Here is a 15,801-nt window from a genome sequence, read left to right on the forward strand (position 1 = left end):
GACTGTCAGGGACTACCGACATCGCAGGCCACCGACATCGCAGATCAGGACGGGAGGAGCGCAGCAACCTCCGCGGGGGCGTCCCACCACTCGAGGTCGGGATACCGCTTGAACCACGACACCTGTCGACGGGCGTATCGCCGCGTGAGGGCCTGGGTCTGCGCGATGGCCTCGTCCTGCGTGAGACGACCGTCGAGCTGGTCCAACGCCTGCGCGTAGCCGATGGCGCGCGGCGCTGTTCCTCCGCGCTCGAGCCCGCGGGAGCGCAGCCCGGCGACCTCGTCCGGCAGACCTTCGGCCCACATGCGCTCGACCCTGGCGTCGAGGCGCTCCACCAGTGCGGGGCGATCGACGCGGAGTCCGATCAGTCTTGTGTGCGGGTGCCACAGCACTGGCGTGTCGGGCAGCGCCGCACCATGGGTCGCGCTCCCCTGTTCCAGCACCTCGAGAGCGCGGATGACGCGGCGGGGGTTGCGCCGATCGACACGGTCGGCCGCTTCGGGATCCAGCCCGCGCAGCCGCTCGATCATGACCGCGGCTCCGAGCATCTCGAACTCCTGCTCGAGGCGCTCGCGCAGCGCCGTGTCCCGCGGCGGGAAACGGAAGTCGTAGACGACGCTCGACACGTACAGGCCCGAGCCACCGACGAGGATCGCATCACCCCCGCGACGGTGGATGTCCTCCACGGCGGCGCGCGCTCGGGGCTGATACCAAGCGACAGCCGCGTCCTCATCGACATCGAGCTCGTCGAAGAGATGATGCGGGATCCCCCGCCTCTCCGCCGACGACACCTTCGCTGTGCCGATGTCCATACCGCGGTAGAGCTGCATGGCATCGGCGTTCACGATCTCAGCCGGGTTCCCTCGGGCTCGCAGCGCCTCGGCCAGCTCTATCGCGAGGTCGCTCTTCCCGGTACCGGTCGCCCCGACGATCGCCCAGAGGCGAGGTTCGGTCACACCCCGACGCGCAGTGTCGGAAGCCCGAGTGACACAGCCTTTTTCTCGCCGTTGCCGCTCGGGGCGGGTACCGCGCACGACTCCGACTGCGAACGGTCCCAGGCGTCTCCGCCTCGAGTGCGACGGATCTTGAGAGGCGCTCCCGTCGGGTCGTCTGCGAGCAGGTGGAACGGAGCTCCATGGGTCACCGTCACGGTAACGACGTCTCCTGGACGAGGAAGGTCCGACCCCGGTGTCACCTCGAAGTGCACGAGTCTGTTGTCCTCCGCGCGACCGGTGAGCCGGTGGGTCTCGGTGTCCTTCTTGCCCTCACCCGTGGAGACGAGAACCTCGATCTGCCGACCCACCTGCTTCTGGTTCTCTTCCAGCGAGATGCGCTCCTGAAGGGCGATCAGGCGGTTGTAGCGCGCCTGGACTACGTCCTTCGGAACCTGATCCTCCATGGTCGCCGCAGGCGTGCCTTCGCGGATCGAGTACTGGAAGGTGAAGGCGCTGGAGAAACGAGCCTGCTCGACGACACGCATGGTGTCTTCGAAGTCCTCCTCGGTCTCCCCCGGGAACCCGACGATGATGTCGGTCGTGATGGCGGCGTTCGGGATGCGCGCGCGGACGCGGTCGAGGATCCCGAGGAAGCGCTCACTGCGGTAGGAACGTCGCATCGCCTTGAGGATGCGATCGCTCCCCGACTGCAATGGCATGTGAAGCTGCGGCATGACGTTCGGAGTCTCCGCCATGGCATCGATCACGTCATCCGTGAAGGCTGCGGGGTGCGGGCTGGTGAATCGGACGCGCTCGAGGCCTTCGATCTCACCGGCCGCGCGCAGGAGCTTGCCGAACGCCTGTCGATCGCCGAATTCGACGCCGTAGGAATTCACGTTCTGCCCGAGAAGCGTCACCTCGATCGCACCGTCTTCGACCAGAAGCCGGATCTCGTTCAGGATGTCGCCGGGACGACGGTCCTTCTCCTTGCCGCGCAGGCTGGGCACGATGCAGAACGTGCAGGTGTTGTTGCACCCGACCGAGATCGACACCCAGCCGCTGTGCGCCGAGTCTCGCTTCGTAGGCAAGGTTGAGGGGAACACTTCGAGCGACTCGAGGATCTCGAGTTCGGCATCCCCGTTGTGGCGGGCGCGCTCGAGCAGCCCCGGAAGGGAACCCATGTTGTGGGTGCCGAACACGACATCGACCCACGGCGCCTTGTCGAGCACAGCCTGCTTGTCCATCTGTGCGAGGCAGCCGCCGACGGCGATCTGCATCCCGTCTTTGCGGCGCTTGACCGACGCGAGATGGCCGAGTGTGCCGTAGAGCTTGCCTGCGGCGTTGTCGCGGACCGCGCAGGTGTTGATGATCACCACATCGGCTTCCGCACCGTCGACTGCCCTGACGTAACCTGCGCTCTCCAACGAGCCCGAGAGGCGCTCGGAGTCGTGCACGTTCATCTGGCACCCGAAGGTGCGTACTTCATACGATCGCTGTCGTCCGTCGACGTCGACGGCTGCCGACGACGCGCCGATGATCGTCGGTTCGCTGCGCGGGATAGTCATGATCACCCCATTGTACGAGCCGTTTCCGTGCGGAAGCGGCGCTCACTGCTCAGTCGGAATCGACGAACCGCACCCCTGAGGTCGCTCCGCCGAACGAAGCCTCGCGCAGCGCGACCTTCGCCGCCTTCATGGCGACCGCTCCGCCGTAGCCACGACGAGAAAGCTGTCCCACCAGACGACGGAGCGCCGCGTCGGGGTCGAGTCGAGTCATCGACCGCGCCTTGGTGCGGGCGAACTCCAGTGCGCGTTCGTCGTCGTCGTCCGGAAGCTCTTCGAGCGCGCTATCGATGACCTCACGCGGAATCCCCCGCTGAGCGAGCGCGCGAGACAGAGCGACTCTCCCCTGCCCCTTTCGATCCACTCCCGACCTCACGAGGACGCCGGCCAGGGCCGCATCATCGAGGTAACCACGACGGCAGAAGTCGTCGATCACATCGCTGATCGCACTACCTTCGAGGCCCGCACCACGCAGCACCTGCCGGGCTTCAGAGATCGACAACGACCGGGCTCGCAGCTTTCGCACGAGCGACTCCTCGGCCGCGACCCGGATCTCAGCGTGTGACGCCTCTTGCTGAGTCGCGCCGTCTCCTTCCGTCGCGTCGAGCGCGCGGAGCCTGGGAGCCGGCCGCGAGGGATGAGAGCTCCTGGCGCCGGAGGGATCCCTGCGCCCGCGCGCCGGATGGCGCTCACTCGGGGTTCCCGCGTGAGCTGCATCGTCGGCTGTGTCGATGGAAGCAGGGTCGCCTGGAGGAGAGTCCCAGGTCGTACGCCAGACCGCATCCCCGTCGCCTCGCGATGATGGCAGTGTCGCTGATTCGCCGTACTGCGTGACCGGCGTGGAAGGCGTCGCTCCTGGTTTCTTCGCTGTTCCGCCGAAGAGGGGGATGATGGGGGCGATCCGGTCAGGATCGCCCCCACGCGAGTCGTTCATCAGGCCGGACGACGCTCTGCGAGCTCATCGGCAGCTGCCGGGGCACCGGACGGCCCGCCGATACCGAGCTTCTGCTTGATCTGCGTCTCGATAGCCAGAGCGATGTCGGGGTTGTTGAGCAGGAACGTGCGTGCGTTCTCCTTGCCCTGACCCAGCTGATCACCGTCATAGGTGTACCAGGAACCCGACTTCTTCACGATGGCGTGTTCGACGCCGAAGTCGATCAGGCTGCCTTCGCGGGAGATGCCGACGCCGTAGAGGATGTCGAACTCCGCCTGCTTGAACGGCGGCGCCATCTTGTTCTTCACGACCTTGACCCTGGTGCGGTTTCCGACGGCATCGGTTCCGTCCTTCAGCGTCTCGATACGACGGATGTCCATGCGGACCGAGGCGTAGAACTTCAGCGCCTTACCGCCGGCGGTGGTCTCGGGGGAACCGAAGAAGACGCCGATCTTCTCACGCAGCTGGTTGATGAAGATCATGGTGGTGTTGGTCTGGTTCAGACCACCGGTGAGCTTACGAAGGGCCTGCGACATGAGTCGCGCCTGCAGACCCACGTGCGAGTCGCCCATCTCGCCCTCGATCTCGGCACGAGGCACGAGCGCCGCGACGGAGTCGATGACGATGAGGTCGATGGCTCCGGAGCGCACCAGCATGTCGGCGATCTCGAGCGCCTGCTCACCGGTGTCGGGCTGCGACACCAGGAGAGCATCGATGTCGACGCCCAGCTTCGCGGCATAGTCGGGGTCGAGCGCGTGCTCGGCATCGATGAACGCCGCGATTCCCCCGGCGCGCTGAGCGTTGGCGATCGCGTGCAGCGTGAGAGTCGTCTTACCCGAGGACTCCGGTCCGTAGATCTCTACGATTCGGCCACGCGGCAGTCCTCCCACGCCGAGGGCGACGTCGAGGGCGATGGAGCCGGTCGGGATGACGGCCACAGGGGCACGCTCATCGCTGCCCAGCCGCATGACCGAGCCCTTTCCGAACTGGCGGTCGATCTGAGCGAGGGCGGTCTCGAGGGACTTCTCGCGGTCGGCGGGTGATGGCATGATGTGCTCCTTCTGCGCGCGTGATGCCGCCTGTAGGCTGTCGCGGCTCTTCCGGTTGGGAGAAACTCTCCGACAAGGCGTAATGGCTCTTCGGCTTGTTTCCACCGTAGGAGGGACCACCGACATCGGTGCGACGATCTCACATACAGTGCAGAACAAACGGTCCGGACCACTTGTGCAGAAGACTACGCCCGCTTCGAACGAATCTTCGACGACACGCCGCAAATGGTGCGTCGTGTTCCGTAGAGGGCGGACGAGGAACGTAGGTCAGCGCCGCCGCGGCTCCTGCCGTCCGACTCCGTGGCGCCTGTCCTCGGGAACGTCCATCTCCGCGCACAGCGCCAGCCAGATGTCTCGCGGCGGCGTGCCGTCGGCGAGAGCTTCGAGAGCGGTACGCCCACCTACGGCACTCAGGCCGAGGTCGTTGACCAGAGAGGAAGCCCTCAGCCCGAACTCGGTATCGACGGCGCGAAGGAACTCGCTACGACGCATCACCACCCCATTCGGGGGTCAGTGCAGCGAGAGCTGAGGCTCGACCGACGCCACGAGGTCGTCGGGAACGACGTCAGGGAAGACCTGAATGCCCTCGAGCACCGAAATGCGGTCACCGACTTCGCGCATGATCGTCGAGATGGGGACGTCGAGAGCGTCTGCGACCGAGGCGAGAATCTCGCTCGAAGCCTCTTTCTGACCGCGCTCCACCTCGCTGAGGTAGCCGAGTGCGACCGATGCCTTGCTGGCGACCTGCCGGAGCGTACGCCCCTTCTGCAGGCGGAAGTCCCTCAGCACATCGCCGATTTCCTGTCGTACAAGAATCATCGGAACCTCCTCCCCCTGTGTTCGCTCGAGGTCTCCCCCGATGAGACAGCCAGTCTAGTACCCCTGGCGTGCACAGAATCTACTCCTGCACTCTGTGGTTTACGTGTGAGCACATCAGAGATAACCAGCCGCAGGGCTCTGCTATTCCGAGAGCAGGGCGAGCATCTCCTGGAGTGCCGCGTCCACCGTCTGCGCCCGGATCGATTCCCGGTCGCCGACGAAGAGAAAGGCCCTGGTCCGCGATGCCGCGGGGGTGACGACGCCGATGTGCACCGTGCCGACGGGCTGCCCGTCCGGAGACACCGGTCCGGCGATCCCGGTCGTGGACACCCCCACATCGGCAGCCTCGCCGTCGACGCCGACGACGCGTCTGACGCCGTCTGCCATCTCCAGTGCGACCTGCGGATGCACCGGCCCGTATCTCGACAGCAGGCCCTCATCCACGCCCAGCACGGACGACTTGACCGGCGTGGCATATGCCACGACGCCTCCGAGCAGCACGGCTGACGCTCCGGGAACCGCGACGAGATCGGCGCACAGGGCGCCCCCGGTCAGGGATTCGGCCACGCCGAGCTTCCATCCTCGTCGGCCCAGCGCAGCGAGGACCTCGGCTGCCGCCTGACTCATGACTTCCGGCGCGACCCGCGTACCTGCGCCACGACGTAGTCGATGCCGCTCGCCACCGTGAGGACCAGGACGATGAGCATGAGGATGAACGTGATCAATGTCCAGGCGTCGAGACCGATGACGTAGTGCAGCGGGAGGAGTGCCCACCCGAGCGCCACCCCTTGGAACGCGGTCTTGATCTTGCCCATCCAGGCCGCGGCCACGACGTGTTCGCTGGCCACCATGAGCCGATGGATCGTGATGCCCCATTCGCGCACGAGGATGATCGCAACGATCCACCAGTTGACCTCGCCCAGAATCGCGAGCCCGATGAAGCCGGCACCGGTGAGCATCTTGTCGGCGATCGGATCCCAGAGCTTGCCGAAATCACTGACGATGTCGTACTTGCGGGCGAGGTACCCGTCGACCCAGTCCGTCGAGATCCCGACGATGAAGATGACTCCGGCCGTCCAGCGGAGACCCGGGTCCGAGAACCCATAGGTGCCACCCAGCAGGAGCAGGACGAAGAAGACGACGGCCAGCGGGATGCGCGCGACCGTGATGGCGTTGGGGAGCTGCCGTGGGATCGCCATCAGTCGCGTCCCGTCAAGCCCCAGGCATCTTCGTCGCCCTCAGCTTCCACCTCGGGAAGACCCTCGTACTGAGCCGCGATCGGGTCATGCGTCTGCGGGAGCGGCGGGACGGGCGGAACCGCAGGCGCAGCCGATGCCGATGTCGGTGCCGGAACGTCCTCTCCGCGCAACTTGGCCATCACCTGCGGGAGCTGCTCGGCGGTCGCCAGCACGTCTCGCGCCTTCGACCCCTCGGAGGGGCCGACGATCTCGCGCGACTCGAGCAGATCCATGAGACGACCTGCCTTCGCGAACCCGACGCGGAGCTTGCGCTGGAGCATCGACGTCGATCCGAACTGCGAGGAGACGATGAGCTCGGCGGCTGCGAGCAGCAGCTCCAGGTCATCCCCGATGTCCTCGTCGACTTCCTTCTTCTTCGTCGGCTCCATCGCCTCCTGCACGTCCGGACGGTAGTCCGGACGTGCCTGACGTGTGACGTGCTTGACGACCGCGTCGATCTCCTTCTCATCGACCCACGCGCCCTGCAGGCGGAACGGCTTCGATGAGCCCATCGGTGAGAAGAGGGCGTCACCTTGACCGATGAGCTTGTCGGCACCGGGGCTGTCGAGGATGACCCGGCTGTCCGTGACGCTCGTCACGGCGAAGGCGAGTCGTGACGGGACGTTGGCCTTGATCAGGCCCGTCACGACGTCGACGCTCGGGCGCTGAGTCGCTAGCACGAGATGGATGCCGGAGGCACGTGCGAGCTGCGTGATGCGGACGATCGAGTCCTCGACGTCGCGAGGGGCGACCATCATGAGGTCGGCGAGCTCATCGACGACCACCAGAAGGTACGGGTACGGCTTCAGGACACGCTCGCTGCCCACCGGGAGCTCGACCTCGCCCGCGCGGACAGCCCGGTTGAAGTCGTCGATGTGCCGGAAACCGAACGACGCGAGATCGTCGTACCGCATGTCCATCTCCTTCACGACCCACTGCAGCGCCTCCGCCGCCTTCTTCGGGTTCGTGATGATGGGCGTGATCAGATGCGGGACACCGGCGTAGCTGGTCAGCTCGACACGCTTCGGGTCGATCAGCACCATGCGCACGTCGGACGGGCGGGCACGCATCAGCAGACTCGTGATCATGGAGTTCACGAAGCTCGACTTACCCGAACCGGTGGAGCCGGCCACGAGGAGGTGCGGCATCTTCGCGAGGTTCGCGATGACGATGTTGCCGCCGACGTCTTTGCCGACGCCGATGGTCATGGGGTGCGTGCTCTTCTGCGCAGCGGGCGAGCGCAGCACATCGCCGAGAGCCACCATCTCCTTGTCGGCGTTCGGGATCTCGATGCCGATTGCGCTCTTGCCCGGGATCGGCGAGAGGATGCGCACGTCGTTCGAGGCCACGGCGTAGGCGAAGTTGTTGCTCAGCTGCAGGATCTTCTCGACCTTGACGCCGTGGCCCACCTCGACCTCGTACTGCGTGACCGTCGGTCCGCGGGAGAAGCCGGTCACCTTGGCATCGACCTTGAACTGCGACAGCACGCTGGTGATCTGCTCGATCACCTTGTCGGTCGCCTCTGAGCGCATGACGGGCGGCGGGCCTTCGACCAGGAGTCCGGGAGACGGGAGGATGTATGGCGTGACGGGGGCCTGCGGGCCGCGGTCGCCCGGACCATCGGTGCCGAACCCGTCGAGACCGGGTAGTTCCGGCACCTCTCCTGTCTCAGAGGAGTCATCGAGCAGGGCCGTGGTCTGCTGCTCGGCGAGCGAGTCGGCGACCGACCTGACCTCGGACAGCACCTCGGTGGCCGCGTCGTAAGGATTCTCGACGACCACTGCCTGGTCGTACGCAGGCGTGGGATCGGAGGTGGTCAGGAGCGCGGTGATGTCGTCGGAATCGAGTGTGCCCTCATCCGGGTCCTCTTCGCGGCCGGTCTTGTTCCGGCGCCACCACGGCAGTACGTCGGGGTCATCGGTCTTGTCCGCGTCGTCGATCGCTGCGGCGTCCTTCGTCGGCTTCTCCGGTCGCTCCGCGTCGAACATCCAGGCGTAGAGATCCCCGAGGCGCGAACCGATGCGATTCGGCGGTGTCTTGGTGAGGATCAGGATGCTGAGTGCCACGAGCAGCGACAGCACGATGTACGCCGGGATGTCGGTGAGGTACGTCAGCGGCTGCCCCACCAGCCAGCCCAGCAGACCGCCCGACTCGCTGAGCGCAGGCATCCCCTGGTTCGGATGCGGGCGAGGCCCTGCGACATGGAAGATCCCCGCGAGGGCGAGGACGAACATGCCGAAGCCGATGCCGATACGACCGTTGTCGTGGACAGAGGACGGGTGCCGGAACAGCCATCCGGCGAGCAGGAGGAGCAGCACGGGCATGATGAAGGCCACGCGTCCGACGAAGAGACCCACCGAGTAGGCACTGATGTTCGCTGCGACCTCGTTGCCGATGAAGAACCACTCGTTGACCGCACCGAGCACGGCGAGGAGCACGAGGAAGAACGGGAAGCCGTCGCGACGGTCGTCCTTCTCGAGGGTCTCAGGGCCGAACGCGCGGAAGAGTCCTCCGACCCCGTGCGCCAGCCCGACCCAGGCACGGACGGCGACTGGAGGCTTGTCGGCCTCGTCGATGTACTTCTTGGGAGCGGGTTGGGCCTTGCGAGCGGGCGTGGCCTTGGGAGCCGTCTGCCGCTTGGGGCGCGACGGTGCGCTCGTCGACGCGCGCTCTGTCTTCGTGGTACTCCTGGCCATGCTCTCACGTTACGTCCAACAGGCGACATCGCCGCGTAATGACGCGGCTTTCCACGGATCGGAGAGAGCGTACGCTACCCCGTACCGCGAGCCATCGTGTCGCGCGTCGACCCCTGACCCACCACGGCGAACCCTTCCGCACGATACAGATTGCGCGCGAAGTTGTCCCGCTCCACGCTCAAGCTGATCCTGGCATGGCCTTGGGACCCGGCGAGCTGCACGATGCCGCGCAGCAGGGACCGACCAACACCCCGAGCGCGCCAGAGCGGGTGCACGCCGACGATCAGCTCGGGGACCGCGATGCCGATGAAACCGAATCCCGGCTCGTTCTGCGGAAGCACCCGATACCAGGCGGCACCGACCGCGACGTCATCGTCACCCAGCGCGACGAGGCCGTCGTCTGACATGCGTTTCCACCCCGCGAGGTAGCGGCGATGCTCCGTCGAGGTCAGCACCTCGTGCCGTGGCCGCACTCCTCCGGCTCGCCAGTTCGCCGCCTCGACGAGCATGTCGCCGAGGAACATCGCATCCGTCTGCGACGCCCTGCGAAGCGAGAAGCCCCTGTGCATGACGCGAGCATAGGCCGACGGTGTTACGTCGGCATGACGACTACCCGTGAGTGCGAGAGGACCGCGCCGCCGTCACGCCTCGATGACGAGCGGCACGATCATGGGGCGACGACGAAGCCGCTGATTGACCCAGCGACCGATCGTGCGTCGCACGACCTGCGACAGCGCATGGGTGTCACGGACACCATTGCCGGACGCCTCCTTGAGCGCGGCGACGATCTTGGGCGTGACGTCGTCGAACACGGAGTCGTCCTCGGCGACGCCGCGCGCATGGATCTCCGGGCCCGAGATGATGCGCCCGGTCGTGGCGTCCACCACGACGATGACCGAGATGAAGCCCTCCTCGCCGAGGATCCGGCGGTCCTTGAGGTCGGCGTCCGTGATCTCGCCGACGGTTGAGCCGTCGACGTACACGAACCCGAGATCGAGCTGACCTGCGACCTTCGCGACCCCGCCCTTGAGGTCGATCACGGTGCCGTTCGAGGCGATGATCGTGTTGTCCTCCGGCACGCCGGTGTCCTGCGCCAGCTTGGCGTTCGCGATGAGGTGGCGGTACTCGCCATGGACCGGGAGGACATTCTTCGGCTTCAGGATGTTGTAGCAGTAGATGAGCTCACCCGCGGCGGCGTGCCCGGAGACGTGCACCTTCGCGTTCGCCTTGTGCACGACGTTGGCGCCCAGCTTGGTCAAGCCGTCGATCACGCGGTACACCGCGTTCTCGTTGCCCGGGATGAGGCTGGAGGCGAGGATGACGGTGTCGCCCTCGCTGATCTCGATCGCGTGATCCATGTTCGCCATCCGGCTGAGCACGGCCATCGGCTCTCCCTGCGAGCCCGTCGACATGTAGACGATCTGCTCGTCGGGCAGATCACGTGCCTTCTTGAAGTCGATCAGGACGCCGTCCGGCACCTTCAGGTAGCCGAGCTGCTCGGCGATCGTCATGTTCCGGACCATGCTGCGGCCGAGGAACGCGACGCGGCGCCCGTTGGCGTGTGCGGCATCGATGACCTGCTGCACACGGTGGACGTGGCTGGAGAAGCTGGCGACGATGACGCGACGCGGCGCCTTCGCGATCACCTGATCGAGCACGGGGCCGATGGAGCGTTCCGTCGGGGTGAAGCCGGGAACGTCGGCGTTGGTCGAATCGACGAGGAACAGATCGACGCCCTCTTCCCCGAGGCGGGCGAACGCGCGCAGGTCGGTGATCCGGCCGTCGAGGGGAAGCTGGTCCATCTTGAAGTCGCCGGTCGCGAGGACCATGCCGGCGGGGGTGCGGATGGCGACGGCCAGCGCGTCGGGGATGGAGTGGTTGACCGCGACGAACTCCAGGTCGAACGGACCGACCCGCTCCTCCTGCCCCTCCTTCACGGTGAGGGTGAAGGCCTTGATGCGGTGCTCCTTGAGCTTCGCCTCGACCAGCGCGAGGGTGAGCCCGGAGCCGATCAGAGGGATGTCGCTCTTCAGGCGCAGGAGGTAGGGCACGGCGCCGATGTGATCTTCGTGGCCGTGCGTGAGCACGACACCGACGATGTCTTCGAGGCGATCACGGATGGGCTCGAAGTCCGGGAGGATCAGGTCGACGCCCGGCTGGTGCTCCTCCGGGAAGAGCACACCGCAGTCGACGATCAGGATCTTCCCGTCGTACTCGAACATGGTCATGTTGCGACCGATCTCTCCGAGCCCGCCGATCGGGATGACCCGCAGCGTCCCTTCATCGAGAGCGGTCGGTTCTACCAGGGGAATGGACATGCTGTCTCCTCAGTCGGACACTCCGCGCGTCCGTTCGTTCATGGCGACGCGACTCAGCGCGTCGTGCCGTGCACCTTCGGCAGGGCACCGCCCGCGGCCGCATTGCGGTCGGGACGGAAGTTCGAGAAGTCGGCACCGGGAACGTCCTGGACGAGGTCGAGCTCATCCTCGATGAGCGCCGCCTCCCATTCCTCGGGACCGACCAGGGGAAGTCGGACGCGCGGACTCGAGATGCGACCGAGTCCGTGCAGGATGTACTTGGCCGCGACGGTCCCAGGCACATGCGTCATCACGGCGCGGACGAGCGGCTCGAGCCGCTTGTGCTCCGCCGTGGCCGTGGCGAGGTCTCCCGCGTTCACCGCGTCGATGATCGTGCGGTACGGCGCCGCGGCGACGTTGGCCGTCACGCCGATCAACCCGGTCGCCCCGATCGCGAGGTGCGGCAGCACGTTCGCGTCGTCGCCCGAGAAGTACATGAGATCGGTCTGGTTCAGCACCCGACTCACCTCGGAGAAGTCGCCCTTGGCATCCTTCACAGCGAGGATGTTCGGGTGCTTCGCCAGACGCAGGATCGTCTCGTACTTGATCGGCACACCGGTCCGGCCCGGGATGTCGTAGAGGATCACCGGGAGGTCGGTGGCGTCGGCCACCAGACGGAAGTGTGTGAGGATGCCCGCCTGCGTGGGCTTGTTGTAGTACGGCGTGACGATCATGATGCCGTCGGCGCCTGCCTTCTCGCTGGCCTTGTAGAGCTCGATCGCGTGCGCGGTCTCGTTCGACCCGCCACCCGTGATGATCTTCGCCCGACCTGCGGAGACGGACTTGCCGACCTCGACGAGCTTGAGCTTCTCGGGGTCCGTCAGAGTCGAGGTCTCGCCGGTCGTTCCCGTCACGACGATGCCGTCCGCTCCCGCGGTGATCACGTCATCGATGTGCTTCTCGACGGCGGGCCAGTCGACTTCGCCGTCGGCCGTCATCGGAGTGACAAGCGCGACGAGAACCTGTCCGAAGGGGTTGCCCGAGTGCGTCATAGACCCAGCGTATCGGTTCGACCACCGGTCATGCGGACGCGAAGACGCGGATGACGTCCCCGCGGGCGACGTCGTTCTTCCCTGCCAGGAGCACCCCGACCATGTCACCGGCCCTCGCCTCGTTCGCGCGCTTACGGAACATCTCGATTCCGGTGATCTCGGTCGTCGACAGCGCGGCACCGTCACGGATGACCGAGACGGCGTCTCCGACGCGGACGACACCGCGGCTCACTTTGCCCGTGGCCACGAGACCGCGGCCGGTGATCCTGAACACGTCCTCGACGGCGACCTCTCCGGCTCCGGCCTCACTGCCGACAGTCAGGGGCGCGGCCGTATCGGCGGAGATCCCCGCGGTGAGGTCCGCGAGGCGAGCGGCCTCCGCAGCGTTGTACGCCTGAAGCATCTCATCGGCACCCTGAGGATCGCGCTTTCTCCTGAACAAACCCATGCACCGATCGTACGGACCGGGGGCGCTCCGCCGTACGCTCGTGGGATGGGCTGGCTCACACGAAGCACCGACACGAAGTACGAGAACGCATGGATCCGCGTGCGAGAGGACCGGATCACGGGGCCCTCAGGCGACGAGGGCATCTACGGTGTCGTCTCCATGCAGCATCCGGCCGTCTTCGTCGTCGCGATGGACGAGGGCGAGCGCGTGTGCCTCGTCACGATCGACAGATACACCGTCGGCACGAGCGTCGAGATTCCGGCCGGTGGCAGCGACGGGGAGGACCCACTCGTCGCGGCTCAGCGCGAACTCCGCGAGGAGACGGGGTACGAGGCGGCCGACTGGACCCCTCTCGGCGGCATGCTGGCTCTGAACGGCATCGCCGAGGCCCCGGAGCACGTCTTCCTCGCCCGCGACCTCCATCCGATCACGGGCGAAGACGCATCACGCGGCGTCTCCGCCGAGACGCAGGCGGAAGAAGGCATCCGCGCCGTCTCCTGGGTACCGTTCGAGGACGTCCTCACGATGATCGCCGAGGACACGATCACGGACGGCGAGACGATCGCCGCCATCGCGAAAGCCGGGATCCGGCTCGGAAGGTTCCGCTGAACCTCGCGGATCGACCCCGGAAAGGTCTGTGATCAGACCCGGCCGCGACGGGCCACACCGGAGGTGAGTGAACTCGGCAGCACGCGCGCCAGAGCGACGATCGCTTTGTATCGCAGCGACGGCACCGACACCGACTTGCCGAGCGCCGCATCGCGAAGGCCGATCCTGACGACGTCTCGCGCATTCAGCCACATGATGGCGGGAACACCCTCCTGACCCACCGGCAGCCCCATCCGCTCATGGAACGACGTGTGGGTGAAACCCGGGCACAGCGCCGTCACGGAGACTCCGTCCCTCGCGTACTCGGTGTTGGCCCAGCGGCTGAAGCCGATGAGCCATGCCTTGCATGCGGAGTAGGTCGAGCGCGAGATGAATCCCGCGACCGAGGCGACGTTGATGATGCGCCCGCCGCGACCGCGCATGGACTGGAGCGCCGCATGCATGAGGCGCATCGACGCCTCCACATGCAGCCGTAGGTGACGGACCTCGTCGTCGATGTCGTTGTCGGCGAACTGCAGAGGCAATCCGAACCCCGCGTTGTTCACGAGAAGGTCGACAGGGTCCGTGGTGTCGCGCAGCCTTTCCGCGACCTTCTCGACTCCTGCCTCTTCCGCCAGATCGGCGGACACGATCTCGACCGCGACCCCGTACTCGCTCCGCAGTTCCGCCGCCAGCTTCTCGAGGGCGCCCACCGAGCGCGCCACCAGGATGAGGTCGGCCCGCCGCCGCGCCAGCTGACGGGCGAACTCGGCGCCCAGCCCTGCGCTTGCTCCGGTGATCAGCGCGGTGGGCATCAGCGCTCGTATCCCAGGAAGCGGTACCGGACGCCGGTGCGGGAGGTCTGCCACTCCCCCTCGTCGACCAGGCGCCAGCCCTTCTTGTCCGGGGCGTACACGTCGCCGGCGACGTCCAGGTCGAGCTCGGTGACCTCCAGACGGTCCGCGTCGCCGATCACCTGTCGGAAGATCTCCGCACCGCCGATGATCCATGCCCGGTCGAGTCCGCGGACCGCCTCGGCGACCGTCGCCGCGCGACGCGCGCCCTCCTCGGACCAGTCCTGCTGCCGGGTCACCACGATGTTCTCGCGGCCGGCGAGCGGACGGAAGCGCTCAGGGAGAGAGTCCCAGGTCTTGCGCCCCATCACGACCGGAGCGCCGAGGGTGACTTCCTTGAAGTGAGCCAGGTCCTCTGGCACATGCCACGGCATGCCGCCCTCCGCGCCGATCACGCCACCGTGCGCTTCGGCCCAGATCAAGCCCACCCACGTCATACCGCGACCGCCGCCCTGATCGGCGCGTGGTGCTGGTAGTCCTCCACGATGAAATCCTCGTAGCGGTAGTCGAAAATCGACTCGGGCTTCCGCGCGAAACGCAGCGTCGGGTATGCGTAAGGCTCACGGCTCAGCTGCTCGCGCACCTGCTCCACGTGGTTGTCGTACACGTGGCAGTCGCCGCCGGTCCAGACGAAGTCGCCGGGCTCGAGCCCCACCTGCTGAGCGATCATCAGCGTGAGGAGCGCGTAGGAAGCGATGTTGAACGGCACTCCGAGGAACATGTCCGCGCTGCGCTGGTACAGCTGGCAGGAGAGCTTGCCGTCGGCGACGTAGAACTGGAACAGCGCGTGGCACGGCGCGAGCGCCATGTCGGGGATGTCGGCGGGGTTCCATGCCGAGACGATCAGCCGCCGCGAATCGGGCGACCGTCGGATCTGCTCGATCACCTCGGAGAGCTGGTCGATGCTGCCGCCGTCGGGCGTCGGCCAGGAACGCCATTGCACCCCGTAGACAGGACCGAGGTCGCCGGATTCGTCCGCCCACTCATCCCAGATCGTGACGCCGTTCTCTCGAAGCCACCCCACGTTCGAATCGCCCTGCAGGAACCAGAGGAGCTCGTAGGCGATGGACTTGAAGTGCACGCGCTTGGTCGTGATGAGCGGGAACCCCTTCGACAGATCGAAGCGGATCTGTCGACCGAAGACGCTCGTCGTGCCGGTGCCGGTGCGATCGGACTTGTGCGTGCCGCTCTCCAGGACGTCTCGGAGCAGATCTTCATAAGGAGTCGGGACGGCTGCGCTCATGACAGCCACGATACCGCCACCCTCACCCTGTCGGGCGGATGAGCGCGCCCCCGGGACGTCGCCGTCATCGTCGGAAACATCGGCCC

General features: G+C 66.5%; 17 protein-coding genes. 1 reads left to right on the top strand and 16 read right to left on the bottom strand.

All coding sequences use genetic code 11. From position 1 onward, the window contains the following. Positions 1-44: 44 nt before the first annotated feature. From miaA to FFS56_RS00975, 13 genes are all read right to left on the bottom strand, one after another. Positions 45-956, bottom strand: coding sequence for a tRNA (adenosine(37)-N6)-dimethylallyltransferase MiaA (gene miaA / locus FFS56_RS00915; RefSeq protein WP_127012271.1), 912 nt, complete (start codon positions 954-956; stop codon positions 45-47). Then, a complete protein-coding gene (miaB, locus tag FFS56_RS00920) occupies positions 953-2,500 on the bottom strand; it encodes a tRNA (N6-isopentenyl adenosine(37)-C2)-methylthiotransferase MiaB (RefSeq protein ID WP_046748472.1) in 1,548 nt (515 codons plus the stop codon). The genes miaA and miaB overlap by 4 nt, the downstream gene beginning before the upstream one ends. A 49-nt stretch (positions 2,501-2,549) precedes the next feature. After that, a complete protein-coding gene (locus FFS56_RS20735; RefSeq protein WP_231589704.1) occupies positions 2,550-3,023 on the bottom strand; it encodes a regulatory protein RecX in 474 nt (157 codons plus the stop codon). Between the two features lie 407 nt (positions 3,024-3,430). Beyond that, positions 3,431-4,480 carry a recombinase RecA gene (recA, locus tag FFS56_RS00930; RefSeq protein ID WP_046748328.1) on the bottom strand — a complete coding sequence of 350 codons (1,050 nt, stop codon included), beginning with the start codon at positions 4,478-4,480 and terminating at the stop codon, positions 3,431-3,433. Positions 4,481-4,747: 267 nt separating this feature from the next. Further along, positions 4,748-4,972: a DUF3046 domain-containing protein gene (locus tag FFS56_RS00935; protein WP_046748327.1), complete on the bottom strand. Its 225-nt coding sequence runs from the start codon at positions 4,970-4,972 to the stop codon at positions 4,748-4,750. A gap of 18 nt (positions 4,973-4,990) precedes the next feature. Next, positions 4,991-5,299, bottom strand: coding sequence for a helix-turn-helix transcriptional regulator (locus FFS56_RS00940; RefSeq protein ID WP_026049981.1), 309 nt, complete (start codon positions 5,297-5,299; stop codon positions 4,991-4,993). Between the two features lie 141 nt (positions 5,300-5,440). After that, positions 5,441-5,926 carry a CinA family protein gene (locus FFS56_RS00945; RefSeq protein ID WP_046748326.1) on the bottom strand — a complete coding sequence of 162 codons (486 nt, stop codon included), beginning with the start codon at positions 5,924-5,926 and terminating at the stop codon, positions 5,441-5,443. After that, the gene (gene pgsA, locus FFS56_RS00950) at positions 5,923-6,498 is read right to left on the bottom strand and encodes a CDP-diacylglycerol--glycerol-3-phosphate 3-phosphatidyltransferase (RefSeq protein ID WP_046748325.1); all 576 of its coding nucleotides are present in this window, start codon (positions 6,496-6,498) and stop codon (positions 5,923-5,925) included. Before pgsA ends, FFS56_RS00945 begins: the two co-directional genes overlap by 4 nt. Continuing rightward, complete coding sequence (locus FFS56_RS00955) at positions 6,498-9,233, bottom strand: DNA translocase FtsK (protein WP_046748324.1); 2,736 nt, start codon at positions 9,231-9,233, stop codon at positions 6,498-6,500. Before FFS56_RS00955 ends, pgsA begins: the two co-directional genes overlap by 1 nt. A 74-nt stretch (positions 9,234-9,307) precedes the next feature. Continuing rightward, positions 9,308-9,802, bottom strand: coding sequence for a GNAT family N-acetyltransferase (locus FFS56_RS00960; RefSeq protein ID WP_046748323.1), 495 nt, complete (start codon positions 9,800-9,802; stop codon positions 9,308-9,310). A gap of 72 nt (positions 9,803-9,874) precedes the next feature. Further along, positions 9,875-11,551 (bottom strand): ribonuclease J, encoded by a 1,677-nt coding sequence (locus FFS56_RS00965; protein ID WP_046748322.1) that lies wholly within the window; start codon positions 11,549-11,551, stop codon positions 9,875-9,877. A gap of 53 nt (positions 11,552-11,604) precedes the next feature. After that, positions 11,605-12,582 carry a 4-hydroxy-tetrahydrodipicolinate synthase gene (dapA, locus tag FFS56_RS00970; protein WP_046748321.1) on the bottom strand — a complete coding sequence of 326 codons (978 nt, stop codon included), beginning with the start codon at positions 12,580-12,582 and terminating at the stop codon, positions 11,605-11,607. A gap of 28 nt (positions 12,583-12,610) precedes the next feature. Then, positions 12,611-13,030, bottom strand: a complete 420-nt coding sequence (locus FFS56_RS00975; RefSeq protein ID WP_127012272.1) for an EF-Tu/IF-2/RF-3 family GTPase — start codon at positions 13,028-13,030, stop codon at positions 12,611-12,613. 45 nt (positions 13,031-13,075) lie between these two features. Between FFS56_RS00975 and FFS56_RS00980 the strand changes: the two genes are divergently transcribed. Further along, positions 13,076-13,639: an NUDIX hydrolase gene (locus FFS56_RS00980; protein ID WP_127012273.1), complete on the top strand. Its 564-nt coding sequence runs from the start codon at positions 13,076-13,078 to the stop codon at positions 13,637-13,639. 32 nt (positions 13,640-13,671) lie between these two features. On the opposite strand, the gene FFS56_RS00985 is transcribed toward FFS56_RS00980, so the two are convergent. The 3 genes from FFS56_RS00985 to FFS56_RS00995 are packed head-to-tail and all read right to left on the bottom strand — an operon-like array spanning position 13,672 to position 15,715. After that, positions 13,672-14,433: an SDR family oxidoreductase gene (locus FFS56_RS00985; RefSeq protein ID WP_127012274.1), complete on the bottom strand. Its 762-nt coding sequence runs from the start codon at positions 14,431-14,433 to the stop codon at positions 13,672-13,674. Continuing rightward, entirely contained in the window at positions 14,433-14,909 is a 477-nt protein-coding gene (locus FFS56_RS00990; RefSeq protein ID WP_046748317.1) for a dihydrofolate reductase, read from the bottom strand. Before FFS56_RS00990 ends, FFS56_RS00985 begins: the two co-directional genes overlap by 1 nt. Continuing rightward, positions 14,906-15,715 carry a thymidylate synthase gene (locus FFS56_RS00995; RefSeq protein ID WP_046748316.1) on the bottom strand — a complete coding sequence of 270 codons (810 nt, stop codon included), beginning with the start codon at positions 15,713-15,715 and terminating at the stop codon, positions 14,906-14,908. Before FFS56_RS00995 ends, FFS56_RS00990 begins: the two co-directional genes overlap by 4 nt. Positions 15,716-15,801 lie beyond the last annotated feature (86 nt).

Source organism: Microbacterium sp. Beta, assembly GCF_005502545.1.
GTDB classification, from domain to species: Bacteria; Actinomycetota; Actinomycetes; order Actinomycetales; family Microbacteriaceae; genus Microbacterium; species Microbacterium oxydans.

Excerpts from the sequence above, each read along its gene's own strand:
- FFS56_RS00990 (WP_046748317.1), bottom strand. The coding sequence starts at position 14,909 with ATGACGTGGGTGGGCTTGATCTGGGCCGAAGCGCACGGTGGCGTGATC.
- dapA (WP_046748321.1), bottom strand. The coding sequence starts at position 12,582 with ATGACGCACTCGGGCAACCCCTTCGGACAGGTTCTCGTCGCGCTTGTC.
- FFS56_RS00985 (WP_127012274.1), bottom strand. The coding sequence starts at position 14,433 with ATGCCCACCGCGCTGATCACCGGAGCAAGCGCAGGGCTGGGCGCCGAG.
- pgsA (WP_046748325.1), bottom strand. The coding sequence starts at position 6,498 with ATGGCGATCCCACGGCAGCTCCCCAACGCCATCACGGTCGCGCGCATC.
- FFS56_RS00995 (WP_046748316.1), bottom strand. The coding sequence starts at position 15,715 with ATGAGCGCAGCCGTCCCGACTCCTTATGAAGATCTGCTCCGAGACGTC.
- FFS56_RS00975 (WP_127012272.1), bottom strand. The coding sequence starts at position 13,030 with ATGGGTTTGTTCAGGAGAAAGCGCGATCCTCAGGGTGCCGATGAGATG.
- FFS56_RS00980 (WP_127012273.1), top strand. The coding sequence starts at position 13,076 with ATGGGCTGGCTCACACGAAGCACCGACACGAAGTACGAGAACGCATGG.
- FFS56_RS00945 (WP_046748326.1), bottom strand. The coding sequence starts at position 5,926 with ATGAGTCAGGCGGCAGCCGAGGTCCTCGCTGCGCTGGGCCGACGAGGA.
- recA (WP_046748328.1), bottom strand. The coding sequence starts at position 4,480 with ATGCCATCACCCGCCGACCGCGAGAAGTCCCTCGAGACCGCCCTCGCT.
- FFS56_RS00960 (WP_046748323.1), bottom strand. The coding sequence starts at position 9,802 with ATGCACAGGGGCTTCTCGCTTCGCAGGGCGTCGCAGACGGATGCGATG.
- FFS56_RS00965 (WP_046748322.1), bottom strand. The coding sequence starts at position 11,551 with ATGTCCATTCCCCTGGTAGAACCGACCGCTCTCGATGAAGGGACGCTG.
- FFS56_RS00955 (WP_046748324.1), bottom strand. The coding sequence starts at position 9,233 with ATGGCCAGGAGTACCACGAAGACAGAGCGCGCGTCGACGAGCGCACCG.
- FFS56_RS00940 (WP_026049981.1), bottom strand. The coding sequence starts at position 5,299 with ATGATTCTTGTACGACAGGAAATCGGCGATGTGCTGAGGGACTTCCGC.
- FFS56_RS00935 (WP_046748327.1), bottom strand. The coding sequence starts at position 4,972 with ATGCGTCGTAGCGAGTTCCTTCGCGCCGTCGATACCGAGTTCGGGCTG.
- miaB (WP_046748472.1), bottom strand. The coding sequence starts at position 2,500 with ATGACTATCCCGCGCAGCGAACCGACGATCATCGGCGCGTCGTCGGCA.